Origin of the sequence: Corynebacterium sp. HMSC11E11 (genome assembly GCF_001807025.1) — a bacterium.
Lineage (GTDB): Bacteria > Actinomycetota > Actinomycetes > Mycobacteriales > Mycobacteriaceae > Corynebacterium > Corynebacterium freneyi.
This window is the reverse complement of the sequence record NZ_KV787156.1, coordinates 21,838-41,371: the sequence shown is the minus strand read 5'-3', so window position 1 is coordinate 41,371 and position 19,534 is coordinate 21,838. Positions and strand designations below refer to the sequence as shown.

Here is a 19,534-nt window from a genome sequence, read left to right as displayed (position 1 = left end):
GGCGGCCGCGGCCGCGTTGGCCTGCGCCTCCTCCGGGTCCTCCATGGCGGCGCGCAGGGCGCGGGCGCCCGGATCGTCGCCGAGCGTTCCGTCGCCGGGCCGCACCATCGTGCCGATGCCGCCGGAGGTGAGCAACTCCAGCAGGACGGAGTGGGGCTGGCGGCCGTCGATGACGTGCGCGGCCTTGACGCCGTTGTCCACGGCGTGGAGGCAGGACTCCATCTTCGGGATCATGCCGGCGTCGAGGCCCGGGATGATGTCGCGCAGGTCGTTGGCGGAAATCTGCGAGACGAGAGACCCCTTGTCCGGCCAGTTGGTGTACAGGCCCTCGACGTTGGTCAGGATGATCAGGCGTTCGGCTCCCAGCGCCGCGGCCAGGGCGCCGGCGGCGGTGTCGGCGTTGACGTTGTAGACCTCGCCGTCGCAGCCCGGGGCGATGGTGGACACGACCGGGATGCGGCCGGCGTCGATGAGGTCGAACAAGGATTCCGACTTGACTTCCACGATGTCACCCACGAGGCCGATGTCCGTGGGCACGCCGCCGACATCGACGAGCCGCTTCTCGGCGGTGAACAGTCCGGCGTCCTCGCCCGAGGTGCCCACCGCCAGCGGGCCGTGCGCGTTGATCAGGCCCACGAGTTCCCGGCCGACCTGGCCGAAGAGCACCATGCGCACGACCTCCATGACCTCCGGCGTGGTGACGCGGAAGCCGCCGCGGAACTCGCCGTCCAGGCCGAGCCGACGCAGCATCGAGGAGATCTGCGGCCCGCCGCCGTGGACGACGACCGGCTTGATGCCGACGGTGCGCAGGAACACCATGTCCCGCGCGAACGCCGCCTTGAGACGGTCGTCGGTCATGGCGTTACCGCCGTACTTGATCACGACGACCTTGTCGCGGTGGTGCTGCAGCCACGGCAGGGCCTCGGCCAGCACGTGGGCGCGGTGTTCCGGGGTGAGGTCCTCGGTGAGGTTTCCGCTGAAGGGACTCATGGGTGGCGGCCTTCCTTACGTCGAGTACGCCGAGTTGATGTGCACGTAATCGTGCGAGAGGTCGGTGGTGCGCACGGTCGCCGATCCCCCGTCGCCGGTGCCCAGGTCGACTTCCACGTGAATGTCGGAGCCGGACAGGTCGACGTCGCGGGCGTCGGGGGTGCCGCCGGTGTCGCGGCAGACGACGTGGCCGTTGAAGGACACGGTGATGTGCTCCGGGTCCATGGCCACCGGGGCGACGCCCACGGCGGCGAGCACGCGGCCCCAGTTCGGGTCGGAGCCGAACATCGCGCACTTGAACAGGTTGTCGCGGCCGATGATGCGCGCGGCGACCAGGGCGTCGTCTTCTCCGCCGGTGCCTGTGACGGTGATGGCGACGCGCTTGGTCACGCCTTCGGCGTCGCCCTGCATCTGCGCGGCGATGGAGTCGCAGACGGCCAGCACGGCGGCGTCGAGCTCCTCCTGGGTCGGCACGTACCCGGAGGCGCCCGAGGCCAGCAGCAGCACGGTGTCGTTGGTGGACGTCGAACCGTCGATGTCGAGTCGGTTGAACGTCTTCTCGGAGGCGGCGGCCAGCGCGGCGTGCGCCATCTCCGGCGTGATGTCGGCGTCGGTGGTCAGCACGCCGAGCATCGTGGCCATGGACGGGCTGATCATGCCGACGCCCTTGCCCATCGCCCCGACGGTGAAGCCATCGGCGCGGCGAACCGCTTGCTTGTCGACGAGGTCCGTCGTCATGATCGCGGTGGCCGCGGCGCGCCCGGCGACGTTATCACCGGAGAGGCCCCCGACCAGCGGCTCAATGCCGCCGAGGATCGTATCCATCGGCAGGCGATCGCCGATGAGGCCCGTCGAGCACACGGCGATGTCGGTCACGGGCACCCCGAGCTCGTCGGAAAGCGACTCGCACGACCGCAGGGCGTCCTCGACGCCGGGGCGACCGTTGCAGGCGTTCGCGTTGCCCGAATTGAGCAGCACGGCGGTGATGGAACCGTCCCCGATGTGATCCCGGGTGACGGTCACCGGCGCGGCGACGACGCGGTTGCGGGTGAACACGGCGGCCGCGGTCTTCTTCGGGCCGTCGTTGACCACCAGGGCCATGTCCGGCTTGCCCGAGGCCTTGATGCCGGCGGTGATGCCGGAGGCGCGGAACCCCCGCGGGGCGACGACGCCGCCGCACTCGGGACCGAACTCCACGGTCCCGCCGACGGTCGCGTCGGCGACGGAAAACTTCTCGGCGGTCACGGCGCAACACCCGCCAACGGCAGGCCGGCCGTCTCCGGCTGGCCGATGATGAGGTTCATGCACTGCACGGCGGCGCCGCCGGTGCCCTTGGTCAGGTTGTCGATGGCCGACGTGATCAGCAGGCGACCGGCGCGCTCGTCGACCTCGACCTGCACCTGCACCAGGTTCGAGCCGATGACGGACTTCGTCTGCGGCTGAAGGCCCCCGGCGAGCAGCTGGACGAAGGGCTCGCCGTCGAACTCGGCGGCATAGGCCTCGCGGGCCGAGTCCGTGGTCACTCCGGCGTCCGCCAACGGCGCGGTGGCCGTGGTGAGGATGCCGCGCGACGTCGGGGCGAGCACCGGCGTGAAGCTGACGTTGACGTCGTCGGCGAAGACGCCGAGGTTCTGCCGGAACTCGGCGGTGTGCCGGTGGCGGCCCGCGGTGTTGTACGCCTTGAGGTTGCCCATGACCTCCGAGCCGAGCATCGGCACGGCGGCCTTCTTGCCCGCCCCGGACGTGCCCGTGATGGACACGACGGAGAAGTCGGGCTCGACCAGGCCCGCCGACAGCGACGGGTACAGCGCGATGGAGGCGCCCGTCGGGAAGCAACCGGGCACGGCGATGCGGTTGGAGCCCGCAATCTTGTCGCGCTGGCCCGGAAGCTCCGGAATGCCGTAGGTCCACGTCCCGGCGTGCGGGGAACCGTAGTAGTGCTCCCACTCGGCGGCGTCGGACAGCCGGAAATCGGCTCCGCAGTCGATGATGGTGACGTCGTCGCCGAGCTGCTCGGCGATGGCCGCCGAATGACCGTGCGGCAGGCCGAGGAAGACGACGTCATGGCCGCCGAGGGTGTCGCCGTTGGTCTCCTCGATGCGGCGGTCGGCCAGCGGCGCGAGGTGGGGCATGATGTCCCCCACGCGGGCGCCGGCGTTGGAGGCGCCCGTCAACGCGCCGATGGTCAATTCGCCGGACAGGTGAGCGGGGTGCGAAAGGAGCAGCCGGAGGATTTCTCCTCCGGCGTAACCCGTCGCTCCCGCGATCGCCACTGAAATGCTCATGCGGCCATTCAACACGGATATTCACTCCGATGCAAGATATTCATCGCATCGGCGTGCCGTGTCGAATGGCCGCAGGAACATGCGGGCCCGGGGCAATCTGTGCACGGGCCGCGCGCGCCCGGCCCCGAATCGCCGCAGGGACGCGCGGACCTAGCCGCGCAGCTCCGCGTCGTGTCGCTGCTTGGCCAGCTCGATGGCGGCCAGGCGCCCCTCGGAGGCCTCGTCCTCGGTGAGCGTGCGGTCCGTGGCGCGGAAGCGCAGCGAGAACGTCAGGGAACGACGCCCCTCGCCGAGCTGCTCCGAGCGGTAGACGTCGAAGATGCGGATCGACTCGAGCAGATCGCCGGCGCCTTCGCGGACCGTGGCCTCGACGGCGGAGGCCGGGACCTCGTCGGAGACGACCAGCGCCAGGTCCTGGTGCACGGCCGGGAAGGGGCTGAGCACCGGCGCGGGCAGGTGCTCCTCCAGCGGCAGCGCATCCAGGTTGATCTCCAGGGCGCACGTGCGCTCGGGCAGGCCGGCGGCGGAAATGACCTTCGGGTGCAGCTCGCCGGCGTAACCGACGACTCGGCCGTCGACGCTCAGCTCGGCGCAACGGCCCGGGTGCCACGGCAGGTGCTCGGCGTTGCGGATCTCCAGCTCGACGTCGGCGGCGCGGGCGATGATGCGCGCGGCCTCGATGGCGTCGGCCGCGGAGTAGGCGCGGCCCGGCCCCCACGGGGTGTCCAGCTCGATCTGGCCGCAGGCCACCGCGGCGACGTGCAGCGGCTGCTCCGGCAGGGATTCCCGCAGAACGCGCAGCTCCTCGGCGTCGGGCAGTCCGGCGGTCGACGGCATGGGCGAACGACCGTCGCCGCGGACCACGCTGACCTGCTCCACGCCGTACAGCGCCAGATCCACCTGGCCGCGGGAGACGTTGCGGCGCAGGGAATCGAGCATCGCCGGCAGCAGGGTGGTGCCCAGCTGCGCGCGATCGCTCTCCAGCGGGTTGATCACCTTCACGGTGTTGCGGCGCGGGTCGTCGGCGTCGAGGCCCCACTCGTCGAAGACGTCGTTGGCGGTGAACGGGGTCGGGAGGATCTCCAGGTACCCGTTGTGGGCCAGCGCGTGACCGACGTTGCGGCGCAGCTGCTGGCGCGGGGTCAAGCCACGGCCGGCCGGGGCCACCGGCAGGACCACCGGGATGTCCTCCAGCCCCTCGAGGCGCAGGACCTCCTCCGCCAGGTCAGCCGGCATGGTCAGGTCGGGGCGCCACGTCGGCGGGGTCACCAGCAGGGTGTCGTCGTCGGAGGAAGAGGCCTCCACGGAGCAGCCGACCTCCTCGAGGCGGCCGATGACCGTCTCGCGGGAGTAGTCGACGCCGGCCACCCGCGACGGACGGTCGACCGGGAACTCGATGGTCGCCGGCTGCGGCACGTCGCCCACGAGGGTGCGGCCCGGCTCCACGGCGCCTCCGCCAAGCTCGGCGAGCAGGCGGCACGCCAGGTCCAGCGACGGCTCGACCAGGGCCGGGTCGACGTTGCGCTCGAATCGGCGCGACGACTCCGACGACAGCTTGTGACGGCGGCCGGTGCGGAACACCCGCAGCGGCGACCAGATGGCCGCCTCGAACAGCACGTCCGTGGTGCCGTCGGCGATCTCGGAGGTCAGGCCGCCCATCACGCCGGCCAGGGACTGGATGCCGGAGTCGTCGCAGATGACGACGTCCTCGGGATCGAGCTTGCGCTCGACGTGATCCAGCGTGGTCAGGGTCTCCCCCGCCACGGCGTTGCGCACCGTCAGGCCACCGGAGATCGCACCGCCGTCGAAGGCGTGCATCGGCTGGCCCAGCAGCAGCATGACGTAGTTGGTGATGTCCGTCGGCAGGTTGACGCTGCGCTGGCCGGCGAGAAACAGGCGGCGGCGCATCCACCACGGAGTCGTCGCCTTCGGGTCGACGCCGGTGACGCGACGCAGGCCGAAGCGCACGGCGTCGGTCTCCGGGCGCACCTCCAGATCCAGGACCGACCCCTCCGCCGCAATCGGCTCGACGTCGGCGGGATCGGCGAACTCGACGTCGAACGCCGAGCAGATCTCGCGGCCAAGACCGCGCACCGACAGCGCGTAACCGCGGTCCGGGGTGACGTTGACCTCGAACAGCTCGTCGTCCAGGCCGAGGAAGGCCCGCGCGTCGGCTCCGATCTCCACGTCGGCGTCGTCAAGCACCGACTCCGGCAGCGCGATGATGCCGGCGGACTGCGTGGTCAGCCCCAACTCGGCCTCCGAGCACAGCATGCCGGCGGAAATCCGCCCGTACGTCTTGCGCGCGCCGATGGCGAAATCGCCCGGCAGCACCGCACCCGGCAGCGCCACCACGACGACGTCGCCCTCGGCGAAATTGCGGGCGCCGCAGATGATGCCCTGCCGCTCGCCGGTGCCGTTGGCCTCGCCGACGTCGACCATGCAGAAGCGGATCGGCTTCTTGAACTCGGTCAACTCCTCGATCTCGGTGACGCGGCCGAAGACCAGCGGACCGGTGACCGGAGGCAGGGGCTCATGGCCCTCGGTTTCGAAGCCGACGCGGACGAAACCTGCGTCGAGCTCATCGGGCGTGACGGACCAGCCGGGATTGGCCGCGGCGACGACGTCGGTGACCCAGGACTGCGGGATGAACATGGAAGCGATTCTCCTTCGAGTGGTGGGTGTGCCGATTAACCGCGGATGCCGAACGGCTGGGTGAAGCGAACGTCGCCCTCGACCATGTCGCGCATGTCGGACAGTCCGTTGCGGAACTGCACGGTGCGCTCCAGGCCCATGCCGAACGCGAAGCCCGAGTACTCCTCCGGGTCGATGCCCGAGGCGCGCAGGACGTTGGGGTTGACCATGCCGCAGCCTCCCCACTCGATCCAGCCGGCGCCGCCCTTCTTGTTGGGGAACCAGACGTCGACCTCGGCCGAGGGCTCGGTGAACGGGAAGTAGTTCGGGCGCATGCGGGTACGGGTGTCCGGCCCGAACAGTTCCTTGGCCATGTGGTCGAGGGTGCCGCGCAGGTGGCCCATGGTCAGGCCCTTGTCGATGGCCAGCCCCTCCACCTGGTGGAACACCGGAGTGTGGGTGGCGTCGAGCTCATCGGTGCGGAACGTACGGCCCGGGCAGATGACGTAGATGGGCAGGTCGCGTTCCTGCATGGTGCGCACCTGCACCGGCGACGTGTGCGTGCGCAGCACCTGCCGCGACCCGGCCGGGGCGATGTGGAAGGTGTCCTGCAGCGTGCGCGCCGGGTGATCGGGCAGGAAGTTCAGGGCGTCGAAGTTGAAGTACTCGGCCTCGACCTCCGGCCCCTCGGCGATCTCCCAGCCCATGCCCACGAAAATGTCGCCGATCTGCTCCGACAGGATGGTGATCGGGTGCATGCCGCCGCGCTGGCCGCGGGTGGTGTCGACGGTGACGTCGATGCGCTCCTCGACGAGCCGACGCGCCGCGTCCTCTTCCTCCAGCACCGCCTGGCGCTGCGCGAATTCCTTCTCCACCGCGCCGCGCACCACGTTGACGCGGCGTCCGACGTCCTTGCGCTCGGCCTTCGGAATCGAACCGAGGGCGCGGCGGGCCTGCGGGATCGGGGCGTCGTCGCCGAGATGCGCGCGGCGCGCCTCGGCGAGCTGGGCCAGGTCGGAGGCCTCGGCGAACGCGGCCTTCGCGGCGGCGGCGGCGGCGTTCAGCGCTTCCTCGGACAGATCGATGGAGGTGGGGGTGTCGCTCACGTCAGGTGCCCATTTCTTCGTCGGCGGGGACGACGGGGCTGGCGCACGCTGGGGCGCGCCGACCCCGTTCTTGACAACGGGCAATCATAGCCGCTCCCCCGGAGCGGCACCGTCACCGCCCGGGCCGACGCCGTCACCGTTGCTTCGTCATCGCGTCGTCATTGCTTTACGACGGTCGGCGTGACGCCACGGCGCCCGGTGCACCCCGGCGGGCTACTGGCCCCGGGCCGTCTCCCACAGGCACATCGCCGCGGCGGTCGCCAGATTGAGTGACTCGGCGCCGCCGCGAATGGGAATGGACACCCGAGCGCCCGCCCCCGCCAGGACGTCGCCCGGCAAACCATGGGCCTCGTTGCCGAACAACCACGCCACCGGACCCGTCGGCAGCTCATCGCGGCCCAGGACCACGTCGGCGTCCATCGTGGTGGCCAACGTCGTAAAGCCGGCCTCGGCCACCGCACGCAAGACCGCATCCACGTCACGCTCGCGGGCCACCGGCACATTGAATACCGACCCCGCCGACGAACGCACGACCTTGCCGCCGAGCGGATCGACGGAATCGCCGGCGAGGATGACGCCCCCGGCGCCGAGCGCGTCGGCCATGCGGATGATGGTGCCCGCATTGCCCGGGTCATTGCATTCGACGGGCACGACGAGCACGCCCGACTCGACGCCGGCTGCGATGGCGCGTTCCATCGGCGACAGCGCCGCATCGGAGGCGCACACGGCGAACAGGCCGGCGGTGGTGACGGTCTCGGACAGCGACGCCGCCGCCGAATCATCGATGATCGACACCGGGCGCCCCGAAGCCACCGCCTCGTCGAGCAATTCGCGGTGACGATCGATCGCCGAGTCGGTGGCGAAGACCTCGACGACCGCACCCGCCCGCAGCGCCGCATCGACGGAATTGAAACCCTCCACCAGAAACCGCCCCGCCTTGCGACGGGCCGCGGCCCGGTGGAGCTTCGAAGCCGAAACGACCCGCGGAGTCCTTGCGGTGAAGGTCTCCACGGGTCGTCGGAAGTCGTCAGCCATGACGACGAGAGTACGCGAGAGCGAACGCCTACTTGGCGGCCGGGGCGTTGACGTCCTCCGGCAGCGCGGCCTTGGCGGTCTCGACCAGGGCGGCGAAGGCGGCGGCGTCGTTGACGGCGAGCTCGGCCAGGTTCTTGCGGTCGACCTCGACACCGGCCAGGGCCAGGCCCTGGATGAAACGGTTGTAGGTCATGCCGTTGGCGCGGGCGGCGGCGTTGATGCGCTGGATCCACAGCTTGCGGAACTGGCCCTTGCGCTGACGGCGGTCGCGGAACTCGTAGGTCTTCGAGTGGAGCATCTGCTCCTTGGCCTTGCGGTACAGGCGGGAGCGCTGGCCGCGGTAGCCCTTGGCGGAATCGAGAACTTCGCGACGCTTCTTCTTGGCGTTGACGGACCGCTTCACACGTGCCACGTTGATACTTCCTTACTTATCTGACGGATGTTGTGTTCGTTATCCGGTCCCCGGCGCCCTGGCCGGGGATCACGGGCAGTGGGAGGCGCTTACGCCTTGCCCAGGAGGCGCTTGATGCGCTTCTCGTCGGCCTTGGCGACGTCGGTGGTGCCCTTCAGGCGGCGGGTGCGGGTCGAGGGCTTGCCCTCGAGAAGGTGGCGGCGGTTGGCCTGCTCGCGGCGGAGCTTGCCGGCGCCGGTGACCTTGATGCGCTTGGCGGTGCCCTTGTGGGTCTTCTGCTTCATGGTGTTTCGCGTCCTTTTCGAAATCTTGTTGTCCGGAATCGTCGCGACGCCCGTTTTCGGGGCGCGGTGGTCCGCCCGGGGATGCCTGCCGCATCCCGGTTCGCGTCATTCCGGCCGTTGGCCGGCTACTTCTTGTTGCCCTTGCGGACCGGCCCCAGGACCATCGTCATGTTGCGGCCGTCCTGCTTGGCGCGCGTCTCGACGATGCCGTGTTCCTTGACATCCTCGGCGAGGCGCTCCAACAGGCGGAAACCGAGCTCCGGGCGCGACTGCTCGCGGCCGCGGAACATGATGGTGACCTTGACCTTCGACCCCTTGTCGAGGAAGCGGACCACGTTGGCCTTCTTCGTCTCGTAGTCGTGATCGTCGATCTTCGGCCGGAACTTCTGTTCCTTGACCACAGTCTGCTGCTGGTTCTTGCGAGCTTCCCGGGCCTTCTGGGCCTGCTCGTACTTGAACTTTCCGTAGTCCATGATCTTGCAGACCGGCGGCTTCGCGTTGGGCGCGACCTCGACGAGGTCGAGATCGGCTTCGTACGCGAGCTTGCGGGCGTCATCCGTGCGAACGATGCCGACCTGCTCACCACCGGGTCCGACGAGTCGGACTTCGGGAACTCGGATTCGCTCGTTGATGCGAGCTTCAGCGCTGATGTGGCCTCCTAGGTAGTGCCTGTACATTTCGGTGCCGAACCGCCGGAAGCAAATGTACGAGGGAAGCCACGCGAGGCGACCCGGGAAACGGGCCACGACGCCTTCCGATGTTGACGGGCGCACGGGCCGCATCGGCCTTCTTCGCCCCATCGGGTCGACCCCGGCGCAACCATGGTTCTTCGGCGCACCCAGGGTGGGATTCTCTCCTCTTCGCTACCAAGGCGATGGCGCAATGAAGCGCCGCCGCTTGGCGGTCGTACGGACGAAGATAGCACGGCCTCCCCCGATCAGCCAAAACACAAGCCGGCGAGTCGCACGCCAAACTCCTTTGAGCCAGCATGAATAAAAGATAGACAGATCGGACTAGACAGACTTGTTCGTCTGCATGTAACGTGGCCGCCGCGCCTGACCCACGCATGAGCGTCGGCAAGCGTTTTCAAGTATTTCGCCCTCCCCGGACCGGCGCCGAGCCAGACCGGGAAACGATGAACAGGACGGTGCATTCGCATGCTCCTCACGGGAGCGGTCCTCGGGACCATCCTCGGTTACGTGCTCCAGCGCGGACGCTTCTGCGTCACTGGATTCCTCCGCGACCTCTGGCTGACCAAGTCCATGCGCGGCTTCACCGCCCTGATGCTCGTCATCGCGGTTCACGCCGTCGGCTACTGGGCGCTCGCCGGCGCCGACGTCATCGCACTGCGCGACCAGGGCTTCGCCCCCGTCGCCTCCATCGTCGGCGGCCTCATCTTCGGCTACGGCATGGTCATCGCCGGCGGATGCGCCACCGGAACCTGGTACCGCGCCGGCGAGGGCCTCGTCGGCTCGTGGCTCGCCCTCGTCGCCTACGCCGCCACCGCCGCCTTCATGAAGATCGGCCCCCTGGCCGGATTCACCGACGCCGCCCGCGACCACACCATCGGCACCGGCACCATCCACGGCGACCTCGGCGTCCCCGTGTTCGTGCCGCTCATCGCCCTGGTCGCCGTCACCGCCTGGCTCGTCTACCGCGAGGTCTCCAAGCCCAAGATCGACATCCCCGGCCTGCCCCCGCGCAAGACCGGCCTGGCCCACCTGCTGGCCGAGAAGCCCTGGGGTCTGTTCACCACCGCCGCCATCGTCGGCGTCATCGGCGTCATCGCCTGGCCGCTGTCGCAGGCCACCGGCCGCAACTCCGGACTGGGCATCACCACGCCGTCTGCCCACCTCGTCGGCTGGTTCGGCACCGGCGACGCCGAATACATGAATTGGGGCACCCTGCTGGTGCTCGGCATCATCGTCGGCTCCTACATCGCCGCCAAGGTCTCCGGCGAGTTCCGCGTCCGCGTCCCCAACGCCCAGATCGCGCAGCGTTCCGTCGGCGGCGGCGTGCTCATGGGCGTCGGCGCCGTGCTGGCCGGCGGCTGCACCGTCGGCAACGGCATGGTCGCCACCGGCCTGTTCTCCTGGCAGGGCTGGGTCTCGCTCGCCGCGATGGCCCTCGGCGCGGGCCTGGCCGCACGCATCTACCTGATGCGCAAGCCCCTCCTGCCCGAGTCCCTGCGCGCCGCGTTCTCCCGCACCGGCACCACGGACGCCGCCGACGAGACCGCCGTGTCCGACGCCGATACCGCGAAGGTCAACGCCTAAGCGCCTCGGAGGCGATGCGCCCGCAAACCCGCAAGCGGCTCACCGGCGGCGCAAGGCCCCACCGACCACGAGAATCAGCATTTCCGCTCTTCCCCCGAAAGGAACCACCATGGCCACCCACGTTCTCGAGACCAACGGCGAAGTCTGCCCCTTCCCCCTCATCGAAGCGAAGCAGAAGATGGAGGAGCTCAACACCGGCGACGAGCTCGTCATCGGCTTCGACTGCACCCAGGGCACCGAGTCCATCCCGCGCTGGGCCGCCACCGAAGGCCACGGCGTCAAGGACTTCAAGGTCGTCGGCGACGCCGAATGGTCCATCACCATCGTGAAGAAGTAGACGTCGTCGTCAAGCAGCAGAAGCCACGTGCGGGCGTGACGACGGCGCACCCGCCCGCACACGCCGCCACACGGCGGTGACACCCGCCCCGGAACGACTCCGGGGCGGGTTTCGCATATCCCCCCCCGTCCCGGCCGCGGAAAGACGCGGGGCGTGGTTAAGGACGCGAACGTATTGTCGTGATCATGAACACGCCAGACGACCGCAACCGTCGCCTCGCCGACGCACTCGCGGACCTCGCCGACGCCGCCGACCGCGTCGCTGCAGTGGCGAAGGACCTGCGCGGCGACCTGCAGATGACCGATGGCACGCCCGGAACCGACGGCACCACCGCAGCTGCGGCGGATGCCACGGGCGCCGCTCCCGGCGACTCCGACGCCGCCGCGGACTCGGCCGGCACGTGGGGCGCCGAGTCCAGGCCCGAGTGGTCCCTGCCGCCGATGCCACCTGGGCCGCAGCGGCAGCATCCCCTCGCACGGAGCCGCACCGCGGGTCCAGCGCCCGGGCAGCCGATGCCGACGCCGACGCCGCAGCAGCCGGTGGCGGGCCAGCCGCCGCAGCAGCCGCCATTGCAGCCGTCGGCACCGCAGCCACCCCAGCAACCGTCGCCGTTGGGGCCCCAGCAACCGTCGCCGTTGGGGCCCCAGCAGAGTCTCCGGCCCCAACGATTCTTCCAGCCGCAGCAACCGCAGCAGCCGCAGCAACCCCCGACTCCCTTCGCCGCTCGTCCGCCGGAACTGATCACGCCCCGGCGCCAAACCCGCGATCACCCATGGTGGGAGGACGAGAAGATCGTCCTGAGGGTCACCGCCGGCGTCGGCGCCTTCATCACCGTGTCGGGCATCATCCTTCTGGTCGCCTTCGCCATCCAGTCCGGCCTGCTCGGGCCGCTGGGTCGCGTGATCCTGGCGTACGCGTTGGCGACCGTCCTCGCGGTCACCGCCGTCGTCGTCCACCGCAAGGACCCCGACAACGCCGGCGTGACCGCAGCGGGATCGGCCGCCGTGATCACCGCCCACGTCACCACCGCGACACTGGTCCAGGGACTGGAATGGTGGCCGAACTGGCTCGGCACGCTGGTGCTTCTCGGCGTGATGGGACTGGGCTTCCTCGCCGCTCGGGTGTGGAATTCCGTCGCCTTCCTCATGGTCGGGTTCGTCGTAACGTACCTGGCCGCGTTCGTTACCGTGTGGCCGCGTTCCGACGACGCCGACCCGTACGCCGTCCTACCGGCACTCTTGATCCCCTCGCTCGTCGTGGCGTGGGTCTGGCGCGACCGTCCCAAGCGCAGCATGGTCTCGAAGAACGCCGCCGGGTTCTACCTCGTCGGTTCCATCGTGGTGCTGGACTCCACCGAGCCCGGCTGGCTGGGGGTTGCCGCGTTCATCGCCATCGGCATCGCCATCGCGGTGCCGGAGTTCCTCGACGACACCGTCATCGAGGGGAACACCCTCGTAACCCCTTCCGCCGGCGCAGACCCGGCCGCACCGGCACCCCACGCGACCACCCCGGGAAGCAGCGGCCTCCAGCTGGCGACCCTGTACGCGCTCGCATGGCCGACGGTGATCATCTTGTCGATCGTCGGCCCCGGCGAGAAGTTCTCCCTCACCGTCGCGCTGCTCCTCGGATTGGCCATCGGCGCCGCCGGATTCGGCCCGTGGAAGGACCGCTCCGATCCGCGGATGAACACCCTCCGCTGGGCCGGTTTCATCACCGCGGCCTGGCCCGCGCTGCACCTGGGCATCGTAGACAACCACGAAACGTGGACCCGACTGCCGGCACTGCTCGTCGCCGCCGCGTTCGTGTGGACGTACGTCTTCCGCCGGTCCACGTTGGGACGGCGCCTGATGCCGCTGTGGGTCGCGGTCGCCCTGCTGTGCAACGGTCCGGCTCTGGTGCTGACCATGTTCGCGCCGTCCTACCTCATCGAGCACAGCTTCCAGCTCGGCGTCCTCGACGCCCCGAACGTCGTCCTGTCGGCGTTGCTCCTCGGCGTCATCGCCCTGGGCCTCATCGCGATCACCGTCGCCCACCGCGAACACGCGGGCAACTACGAAAAGACGGCCGGCCTGGTTGGCCTGCTGCTCACCGCGGTGCCCGTCATCATCACCCTGACGTCGGCGGGCGTGCGCTTCAGCCTCGCCCACGTCCTGCTGTCCATCGGCTGGATGGTCGCGGCCGCATGGCTGATGCTCGCCCCCAAGCGACTCAACGTCGACGCCAACATGGCCGCGTCCCTGGTCATCGCCGGCGTCGCGGTGATCAAGCTGGTCTTCTACGACATGCAGGCGATGACGGGTCTGACCCGCGTGTCCGCGTTCCTGCTGTGCGGCCTGGTGATGCTCGGCATGGTCGTCGCCCGCAGCCTCCGCGACAAAAAGGCGGACCGGGCGGACCTGGACGCCCGCCCGGTCGACGTGGATCCCGCCGACCGCTAGTTCCCGCGCCCCGGAGACTGCCCCGCGCCACAAAACCACGGGGTCGTCATCGATCCCGTGGTTCAGACCCCGTGGTTTGGCGTGAGAGTGGTGGCCCCGTGGTTTGTCGGCCCCCTTTGGGCCGTTTCAGGCTTTGCGACGGCCGTCGTCAAGCACATCCTTCTTGGATGGTCGCCTGCGACCCGGCGGATGGAGACCGCGTGAGATACAGCCGGAAGGAGTGCGACCCGGCGGATGGAGTGAGACCCGGCGGATGGAGACCCGATGGGGGCGCCGAGAAGGACCTGAATACGACAAATGCAGCCTCACGCCGAGTGAACGCCGATAAAAGCCCAGGGCGCGAAACCGAGAGGCTGCATTTGTCGTCTAACTGCTGTGTCCCGGTAGATTGCGAACGTTTCCTACCGGGCCATCACCACATCCGGCGATAGCACCACATCCGGCGGTAGCCACGGTCAGACAAATAGAGGAAAGGCCAACCCTGCAAAAAGAAGGAAGGCCGTCCCTGTGATCGTCTTGGGCCCCACACTCAAAGGCCCCGGAAACGACCGTCCATGATGCCCCGGCGACTGCCCCGCGCAACAAACCTCGGGCTCCAAACTGCGGGGTCGGCCAACACATTCTCAAACCACGGGATCCAAACCACGGGGTCGGTAATTGTTCGGCCCTAAACCACGGGGTGGGCACCGACCCCGTGGTTTGGCATTCGGGTGGTGCGCCCGCGCGCCTTATCCCCGTAGCGCTGCCGAAACGTGATCGGCTGGAGTCCCCGGTGGTCGGCGCTCGCAACCTACCGGGACACAACAGCTAGGCCTCCAGCAACGGCTTGAGGTAGTGACCCGTGTGAGACGCTTCGACCACGGCGACGTCCTCCGGCGTGCCCTGCGTCACCACGGTGCCGCCGCCGTCGCCGCCCTCGGGCCCCATGTCGATGATCCAATCAGCGGACTTGATCACGTCCAGATTGTGCTCGATGACGATGACCGTGTTGCCCTTGTCCACCAGGCCCTGCAACACGAGCATGAGCTTGCGGATGTCCTCGAAATGCAGGCCCGTCGTCGGCTCGTCGAGGATGTACACCGTCCGACCGTTCGACCGCTTCTGCAACTCGGCCGCCAGCTTCACGCGCTGCGCCTCACCACCGGACAAGGTCGTCGCCGCCTGCCCCAGGCGCACGTAACCCAGGCCGACGTCGACCAACGTGTTCAGGTACCGGGCGATGGACTGGATCGGCTCGAAGAACTCCGCCGCCTCCGAGATCGGCATGTCCAGAACCTCGGCGATGTTCTTGCCCTTGTACTGCACCTCGAGCGTCTCGCGGTTGTAGCGGGCGCCGTCGCAGACCTCGCACGGGACGTAGACGTCGGGCAGGAAGTTCATCTCGATCTTCAACGTGCCGTCGCCGCGGCACGCCTCGCACCGGCCGCCCTTGACGTTGAAGCTGAAGCGCCCCGGCTTGTAGCCGCGCACCTTCGACTCCTGCGTTTCGGCGAAAAGCGTGCGGATCTTGTCGAACACGCCCGTGTACGTCGCCGGATTCGACCGTGGCGTACGACCGATCGGAGACTGATCGACCTGGACGAGCTTGTCCAGCTGATCGAGCCCTTCGACGCGGGTATGCCGCCCCGGCACCTGGCGGGCGCCGTTGAGCTCGTTGGCCATGACCTTGGCCAGAATCTCGTTGACCAACGTCGACTTGCCCGACCCCGACACACCCGTGACGCAAGTCAACAGGCCCAGCGGGAAGGTGACGTCGACGTTCTTCAGGTTGTTCTCGCGCCCGCCGCGCACCGTCACCAACCGATCGAAATCGACCGGGCGACGCTTCTCCGGCGGCAGGATCTTCCGCTTGCCCGACAGGTACTCGCCGGTGATGGAATCGGCGGCGTCGAAAATTCCGTCCGGCGTCCCCGAGTAGACGATCTCGCCGCCGTACTCGCCGGCGCGTGGTCCGATGTCGACGAGCCAGTCGCCCTCCCGGATCGTGTCCTCGTCATGCTCGACGACGATGAGCGTGTTGCCCAGATCCCGCAGCTTCTTCAACGTCTGGATCAGACGGTGATTGTCCCGCTGGTGCAGGCCGATCGACGGCTCGTCGAGGACGTAGAGGACGCCGGCCAGGCCGGAGCCGATTTGGGTGGCCAGGCGAATGCGCTGGGCTTCGCCGCCGGACAGCGTTCCGGCGGAGCGGGCCAGCGACAGGTAATCCAGGCCGACGTCGAGCAGGAACCGCAGCCGCGCCTGCACCTCGCGCAACACCCGGCCGGCGATCATCTCCTCGCGCGCACCCAGGGTCAACGCATCGAGGAACGCCGAGCAATTCGCCACCGACATGTCCGTCAGGCCGGCGATCGACTTCTCGCCGAAACCCTCCGCCTCCAGCGTCACGGACAGGATCTCCGGGCGCAGGCGGGCGCCGTTGCACGCCGAACACGGGACCTCGCGCATGTAGCCCTGGTAGCGCTCCTTCTGGGACTCGCTGTCCGCCTGCTCCAACTTGCGGTGCAGGTAGGGCATGACGCCCTCGAACGGCGCGGTGTACTGCCGGGTTCGGCCGTAGCGGTTGCGGTATCGGACGCTGACCTTGTGCTTCGACCCGCGCATCAGGGCCTTGCGCTGCGCCTTCGTCAGATCCTGCAGCGGCGTGTGCGGGTCGAAGCCCATGGCGTCGGCCAACCCGGTGACGAGCTTTTCGAAGTACTTCTTGTTCAGCGTCCGGTTCCACGGCTCGATCGCCTCGGTCACCGGCTTCGACGGGTCCGGCACGATGAGGTCCTCGTCGACCTCCAGCTTCGTGCCCAGACCATCGCAGGACGGGCAGGCGCCGTACGGGGAGTTGAACGAAAACGACCGCGGCTCGAGCTCCTCGATGTCGATGCGGTGGCCGTTCGGGCACGAGATGTTCTCGGAAAAACGCCGCATGCGATTCGGGTCGTCGTCGTCAAGCCCGACCGCGTCGATGACGACGACGCCGTCGGCCAGCCGCAACGCCGTCTCCACGGAATCCGCCAGGCGCTGCTTCTGCGTCGCCTTGACCTGCAACCGGTCTACCACGACGTCGATGTCGTGCTTGACCTGCTTCTCCAGCTTCGGTGGATCCGTCAGCCGGTGCATCTCGCCGTCGACGACCACGCGCGCGTACCCCTCGGACGCCAGCTCGGCGAAAAGATCCACGAACTCGCCCTTGCGGGTGCGCACCACCGGCGCCAGCACCTGGAACTTCGTGCCCTCCGGCATCGCCAGCACCTGGTCGACGATCTGCTGCGGCGCCTGCGACGAAATGACCTCGCCGCAGGTCGGGCAATGCGCCGTGCCCGTGCGCGCGAACAACAGGCGCAGGTAGTCGTAGACCTCGGTGATCGTGCCCACCGTCGACCGCGGGTTGCGGTTCGTGGACTTCTGGTCGATGGACACCGCCGGCGACAGGCCCTCGATCAGCTCGACCTCGGGCTTTTCCATCTGCCCCAGGAACATGCGCGCGTAGGAACTCAGCGACTCGACGTACCTGCGCTGCCCCTCCGCGAAGATCGTGTCGAACGCCAACGACGATTTGCCCGACCCCGACAATCCGGTGAAAACCACCATCTTGTCGCGGGGCAGGTCGAGGTCGACGCCCTTGAGGTTGTGCTCCCGGGCACCACGGACGATGAGCCGTTCGGCCAACGCACGCACCTTTCTTTTGTCGGTCTTCTGACGGTCTTATGCCGGCATCCGTCGGTTGACGGCGGAACCCCGCGCTCGTCGCGGCCCCGCATCCCCCGCGATGATACATCACTCATACATTCGTTCGAACGGATCGCGGCGGGATCGGTCAACCACGGCTACCCTGGCGGCCATGACAGCACACGACGTCACCATCAACGACGATTACACCGGCGACCTGTCCCGCAACGAGGTCCAGCGCATCCGCGTCGGCGCGATCGACGTCTACAAGACGTCGGTCGGCGACATGGACAACAACTGCCACCTGCTGGTCGACACGAGGGCTCCCGAACGTTCCTTGCTTATCGACGCCTGCGCGGAGGCCGAGCATCTGAAGAACCTGTGCGACGCGGTCGGCGCGACGGTGACGACCATCGTCACCACGCACTCCCACGGCGATCACGTGCAGGCGCTGCCGGAGCTGGTCGAAGCATGGGGCGCGGAGCACGTGACGTCGACGCTCGATTCCCCGGACATCGACGTCCCCGCCGACCGTCTGCTCGACCAGGGCGACGTGATCACCTTCGGCGACGGCGCGACGCTGGTCGCGTTCATCCTGCGCGGCCACACCCGCGGCGGCGTGGGCCTGGGCCTCGACGGCGGCGAACCGTCGAACGCCGCCGACGACGACGTCTCCGACGATTCCCCGATCCACCTGTTCGTCGGCGACTCCCTCTTCCCCGGCGGCGTGGGCAAAACCACCAACCAGGAGAACTTCTCGCAGCTGCTCCAGGACGTCGAAGAGCGCATTTTCGACGCCTACCCCGACGACGCCGTCGTCCACCCCGGTCACGGTTCGGATACGACCGTGGGAGCCGAACGCCCCCACCTGGAGGAATGGCGCAACCGGGGTTGGTGAAACCCCGGCGGGAGATCGAACGCCGCGTAGACTCGACGTATGGGTCGCCGAACCGTTCACACCGGCCCGGCCCGACCGTGACAGACACGACAACCAGGAGTTGACCAGAAAATGATCCGCAAGCTCGCCCGTCCGATGCTGGCCTCGGTCTTCATCGCAGATGGCGTGGACACCCTCATGAACCAGCAGGACCACGTGGAGGGCGCCAACGAGGTGACCAAGCGACTCCGCACCGTCGTGCCCGCCGAGTACCTCTCCTTCCTGCCCAGCAACCCGAAGACCTCGGTGCAGATCGTGGCGGGCACGAAGGTCGCCGCCGGCACCATGTACGCCCTGGGCAAGGCCCCGCGCGTCGCCGCGACCGCCCTGGCCCTGGTCCAGGTGCCCACAGCCCTGGCCCGCCACTCGTTCTGGGAGACCCAGGAGCCGAAGGAGCGCAAGGCCCGCAAGACCGGCTTCCTCACCGACGTCGGCCTGCTCGGCGCCCTGTTCCTGGCCACCGCCGACACCGCCGGCAAGCCGGGCCTGGCCTGGCGCGCCGAGCACGCCGGCAAGCAGGTGAACAAGAAGGTGCAGGCGGCGCTGCCGACCAAGTCGGAGACCGAGAAGCGCACCGAGGAGATCAAGGGCACCGCCTCCGAGTGGCTGGAGAAGGCCCAGGACTTCGGCGCCGATCTGCAGGACAAGTCTGAGGTCGCCTTCCACCGCGCCGAGGACTACATCGCCGACAACAAGGGCGACTGGAAGGACTCGCTGCAGTCCTTCGCCGAGGATGCCCGCGACACCCTCGCCGGTGCGGCCGACACCGCCCGCGAGTCGCTGTCCGACGCCGCGGACACCGCCCGCGAGTCGCTGTCCGACGCCGCCGAGACCGCGGAGAAGGAGACCAAGAAGTCCCGCAAGCAGGCCCGCAAGCAGCTGAAGAAGTCTCGCAAGCAGGCCCGCAAGCAGGTCAAGAAGGCCCGCAAGAACCTCAAGTAGGTCACCCGCCGCATGCGGGGCCCGGCTGCGGGCCACTTCCGCGTAGACGATCGGCCCGTCCACCACGTCAGGTGGGCGGGCCGTTTCGCGTCTTGAGTGTGCATCGGGCCCCACGGGGGTCGTCGTCAGGCCGGATCGTCGTCACGCGGGAATGCCGTCACGCGGGGTCGTCGTCACGCGTCCCGGTGGAAACGG

General features: G+C 68.7%; 15 protein-coding genes. 5 read left to right on the top strand and 10 right to left on the bottom strand.

Annotated elements, in window-relative coordinates:
- The 9 genes from argB to infC all read right to left on the bottom strand — a co-directional run.
- On the bottom strand, positions 1-990 hold a 990-nt coding region (gene argB / locus HMPREF3121_RS09185; protein ID WP_083291568.1), incomplete at its 3' end, for an acetylglutamate kinase.
- A gap of 15 nt (positions 991-1,005) precedes the next feature.
- Positions 1,006-2,187: a bifunctional glutamate N-acetyltransferase/amino-acid acetyltransferase ArgJ gene (gene argJ / locus HMPREF3121_RS09180; RefSeq protein WP_070522593.1), complete on the bottom strand. Its 1,182-nt coding sequence runs from the start codon at positions 2,185-2,187 to the stop codon at positions 1,006-1,008.
- A 44-nt stretch (positions 2,188-2,231) separates the two neighbouring features.
- Positions 2,232-3,275, bottom strand: coding sequence for an N-acetyl-gamma-glutamyl-phosphate reductase (gene argC, locus HMPREF3121_RS09175; protein WP_070522581.1), 1,044 nt, complete (start codon positions 3,273-3,275; stop codon positions 2,232-2,234).
- Positions 3,276-3,425: 150 nt separating this feature from the next.
- Positions 3,426-5,930 (bottom strand): phenylalanine--tRNA ligase subunit beta, encoded by a 2,505-nt coding sequence (gene pheT, locus HMPREF3121_RS09170; protein WP_070522577.1) that lies wholly within the window; start codon positions 5,928-5,930, stop codon positions 3,426-3,428.
- 35 nt (positions 5,931-5,965) lie between these two features.
- Entirely contained in the window at positions 5,966-7,015 is a 1,050-nt protein-coding gene (gene pheS / locus HMPREF3121_RS09165; protein ID WP_070522574.1) for a phenylalanine--tRNA ligase subunit alpha, read from the bottom strand.
- Positions 7,016-7,228: 213 nt separating this feature from the next.
- Positions 7,229-8,050: a TrmH family RNA methyltransferase gene (locus HMPREF3121_RS09160; protein WP_210387267.1), complete on the bottom strand. Its 822-nt coding sequence runs from the start codon at positions 8,048-8,050 to the stop codon at positions 7,229-7,231.
- A 28-nt stretch (positions 8,051-8,078) separates the two neighbouring features.
- Complete coding sequence (gene rplT, locus HMPREF3121_RS09155) at positions 8,079-8,462, bottom strand: 50S ribosomal protein L20 (RefSeq protein ID WP_070522567.1); 384 nt, start codon at positions 8,460-8,462, stop codon at positions 8,079-8,081.
- A gap of 89 nt (positions 8,463-8,551) precedes the next feature.
- Positions 8,552-8,746, bottom strand: a complete 195-nt coding sequence (gene rpmI / locus HMPREF3121_RS09150) for a 50S ribosomal protein L35 (protein ID WP_035119589.1) — start codon at positions 8,744-8,746, stop codon at positions 8,552-8,554.
- Positions 8,747-8,871: 125 nt separating this feature from the next.
- Positions 8,872-9,423 (bottom strand): translation initiation factor IF-3, encoded by a 552-nt coding sequence (gene infC / locus HMPREF3121_RS09145; RefSeq protein WP_035119595.1) that lies wholly within the window; start codon positions 9,421-9,423, stop codon positions 8,872-8,874.
- A 480-nt stretch (positions 9,424-9,903) separates the two neighbouring features.
- Here infC and HMPREF3121_RS09140 point away from each other — a divergent pair, with 480 nt between their 5' ends.
- From HMPREF3121_RS09140 to HMPREF3121_RS09130, 3 genes are all read left to right on the top strand, one after another.
- Entirely contained in the window at positions 9,904-11,022 is a 1,119-nt protein-coding gene (locus HMPREF3121_RS09140; protein ID WP_070522564.1) for a YeeE/YedE thiosulfate transporter family protein, read from the top strand.
- 109 nt (positions 11,023-11,131) lie between these two features.
- Positions 11,132-11,359: a sulfurtransferase TusA family protein gene (locus HMPREF3121_RS13040; protein WP_070522562.1), complete on the top strand. Its 228-nt coding sequence runs from the start codon at positions 11,132-11,134 to the stop codon at positions 11,357-11,359.
- Between the two features lie 185 nt (positions 11,360-11,544).
- Positions 11,545-13,797, top strand: coding sequence for a DUF2339 domain-containing protein (locus HMPREF3121_RS09130; RefSeq protein ID WP_141743052.1), 2,253 nt, complete (start codon positions 11,545-11,547; stop codon positions 13,795-13,797).
- Between the two features lie 807 nt (positions 13,798-14,604).
- Here the strand turns inward: HMPREF3121_RS09130 and uvrA are convergent.
- Complete coding sequence (gene uvrA / locus HMPREF3121_RS09125; RefSeq protein ID WP_070522554.1) at positions 14,605-17,460, bottom strand: excinuclease ABC subunit UvrA; 2,856 nt, start codon at positions 17,458-17,460, stop codon at positions 14,605-14,607.
- Between the two features lie 172 nt (positions 17,461-17,632).
- Here uvrA and HMPREF3121_RS09120 point away from each other — a divergent pair, with 172 nt between their 5' ends.
- Together HMPREF3121_RS09120 and HMPREF3121_RS09115 are read left to right on the top strand one after the other, a co-directional pair.
- Positions 17,633-18,358 (top strand): MBL fold metallo-hydrolase, encoded by a 726-nt coding sequence (locus HMPREF3121_RS09120; protein ID WP_070522551.1) that lies wholly within the window; start codon positions 17,633-17,635, stop codon positions 18,356-18,358.
- A gap of 111 nt (positions 18,359-18,469) precedes the next feature.
- Complete coding sequence (locus tag HMPREF3121_RS09115) at positions 18,470-19,339, top strand: DoxX family protein (RefSeq protein ID WP_070522547.1); 870 nt, start codon at positions 18,470-18,472, stop codon at positions 19,337-19,339.
- Positions 19,340-19,534 lie beyond the last annotated feature (195 nt).

Coding starts and splice junctions, on each gene's coding strand:
- argC (WP_070522581.1), bottom strand. CDS start 3,275: ATGAGCATTTCAGTGGCGATCGCGGGAGCGACGGGTTACGCCGGAGGA.
- pheT (WP_070522577.1), bottom strand. CDS start 5,930: ATGTTCATCCCGCAGTCCTGGGTCACCGACGTCGTCGCCGCGGCCAAT.
- HMPREF3121_RS09160 (WP_210387267.1), bottom strand. CDS start 8,050: ATGGCTGACGACTTCCGACGACCCGTGGAGACCTTCACCGCAAGGACT.
- rpmI (WP_035119589.1), bottom strand. CDS start 8,746: ATGAAGCAGAAGACCCACAAGGGCACCGCCAAGCGCATCAAGGTCACC.
- infC (WP_035119595.1), bottom strand. CDS start 9,423: ATGTACAGGCACTACCTAGGAGGCCACATCAGCGCTGAAGCTCGCATC.
- HMPREF3121_RS09140 (WP_070522564.1), top strand. CDS start 9,904: ATGCTCCTCACGGGAGCGGTCCTCGGGACCATCCTCGGTTACGTGCTC.
- HMPREF3121_RS13040 (WP_070522562.1), top strand. CDS start 11,132: ATGGCCACCCACGTTCTCGAGACCAACGGCGAAGTCTGCCCCTTCCCC.
- HMPREF3121_RS09130 (WP_141743052.1), top strand. CDS start 11,545: ATGAACACGCCAGACGACCGCAACCGTCGCCTCGCCGACGCACTCGCG.
- HMPREF3121_RS09120 (WP_070522551.1), top strand. CDS start 17,633: ATGACAGCACACGACGTCACCATCAACGACGATTACACCGGCGACCTG.
- HMPREF3121_RS09115 (WP_070522547.1), top strand. CDS start 18,470: ATGATCCGCAAGCTCGCCCGTCCGATGCTGGCCTCGGTCTTCATCGCA.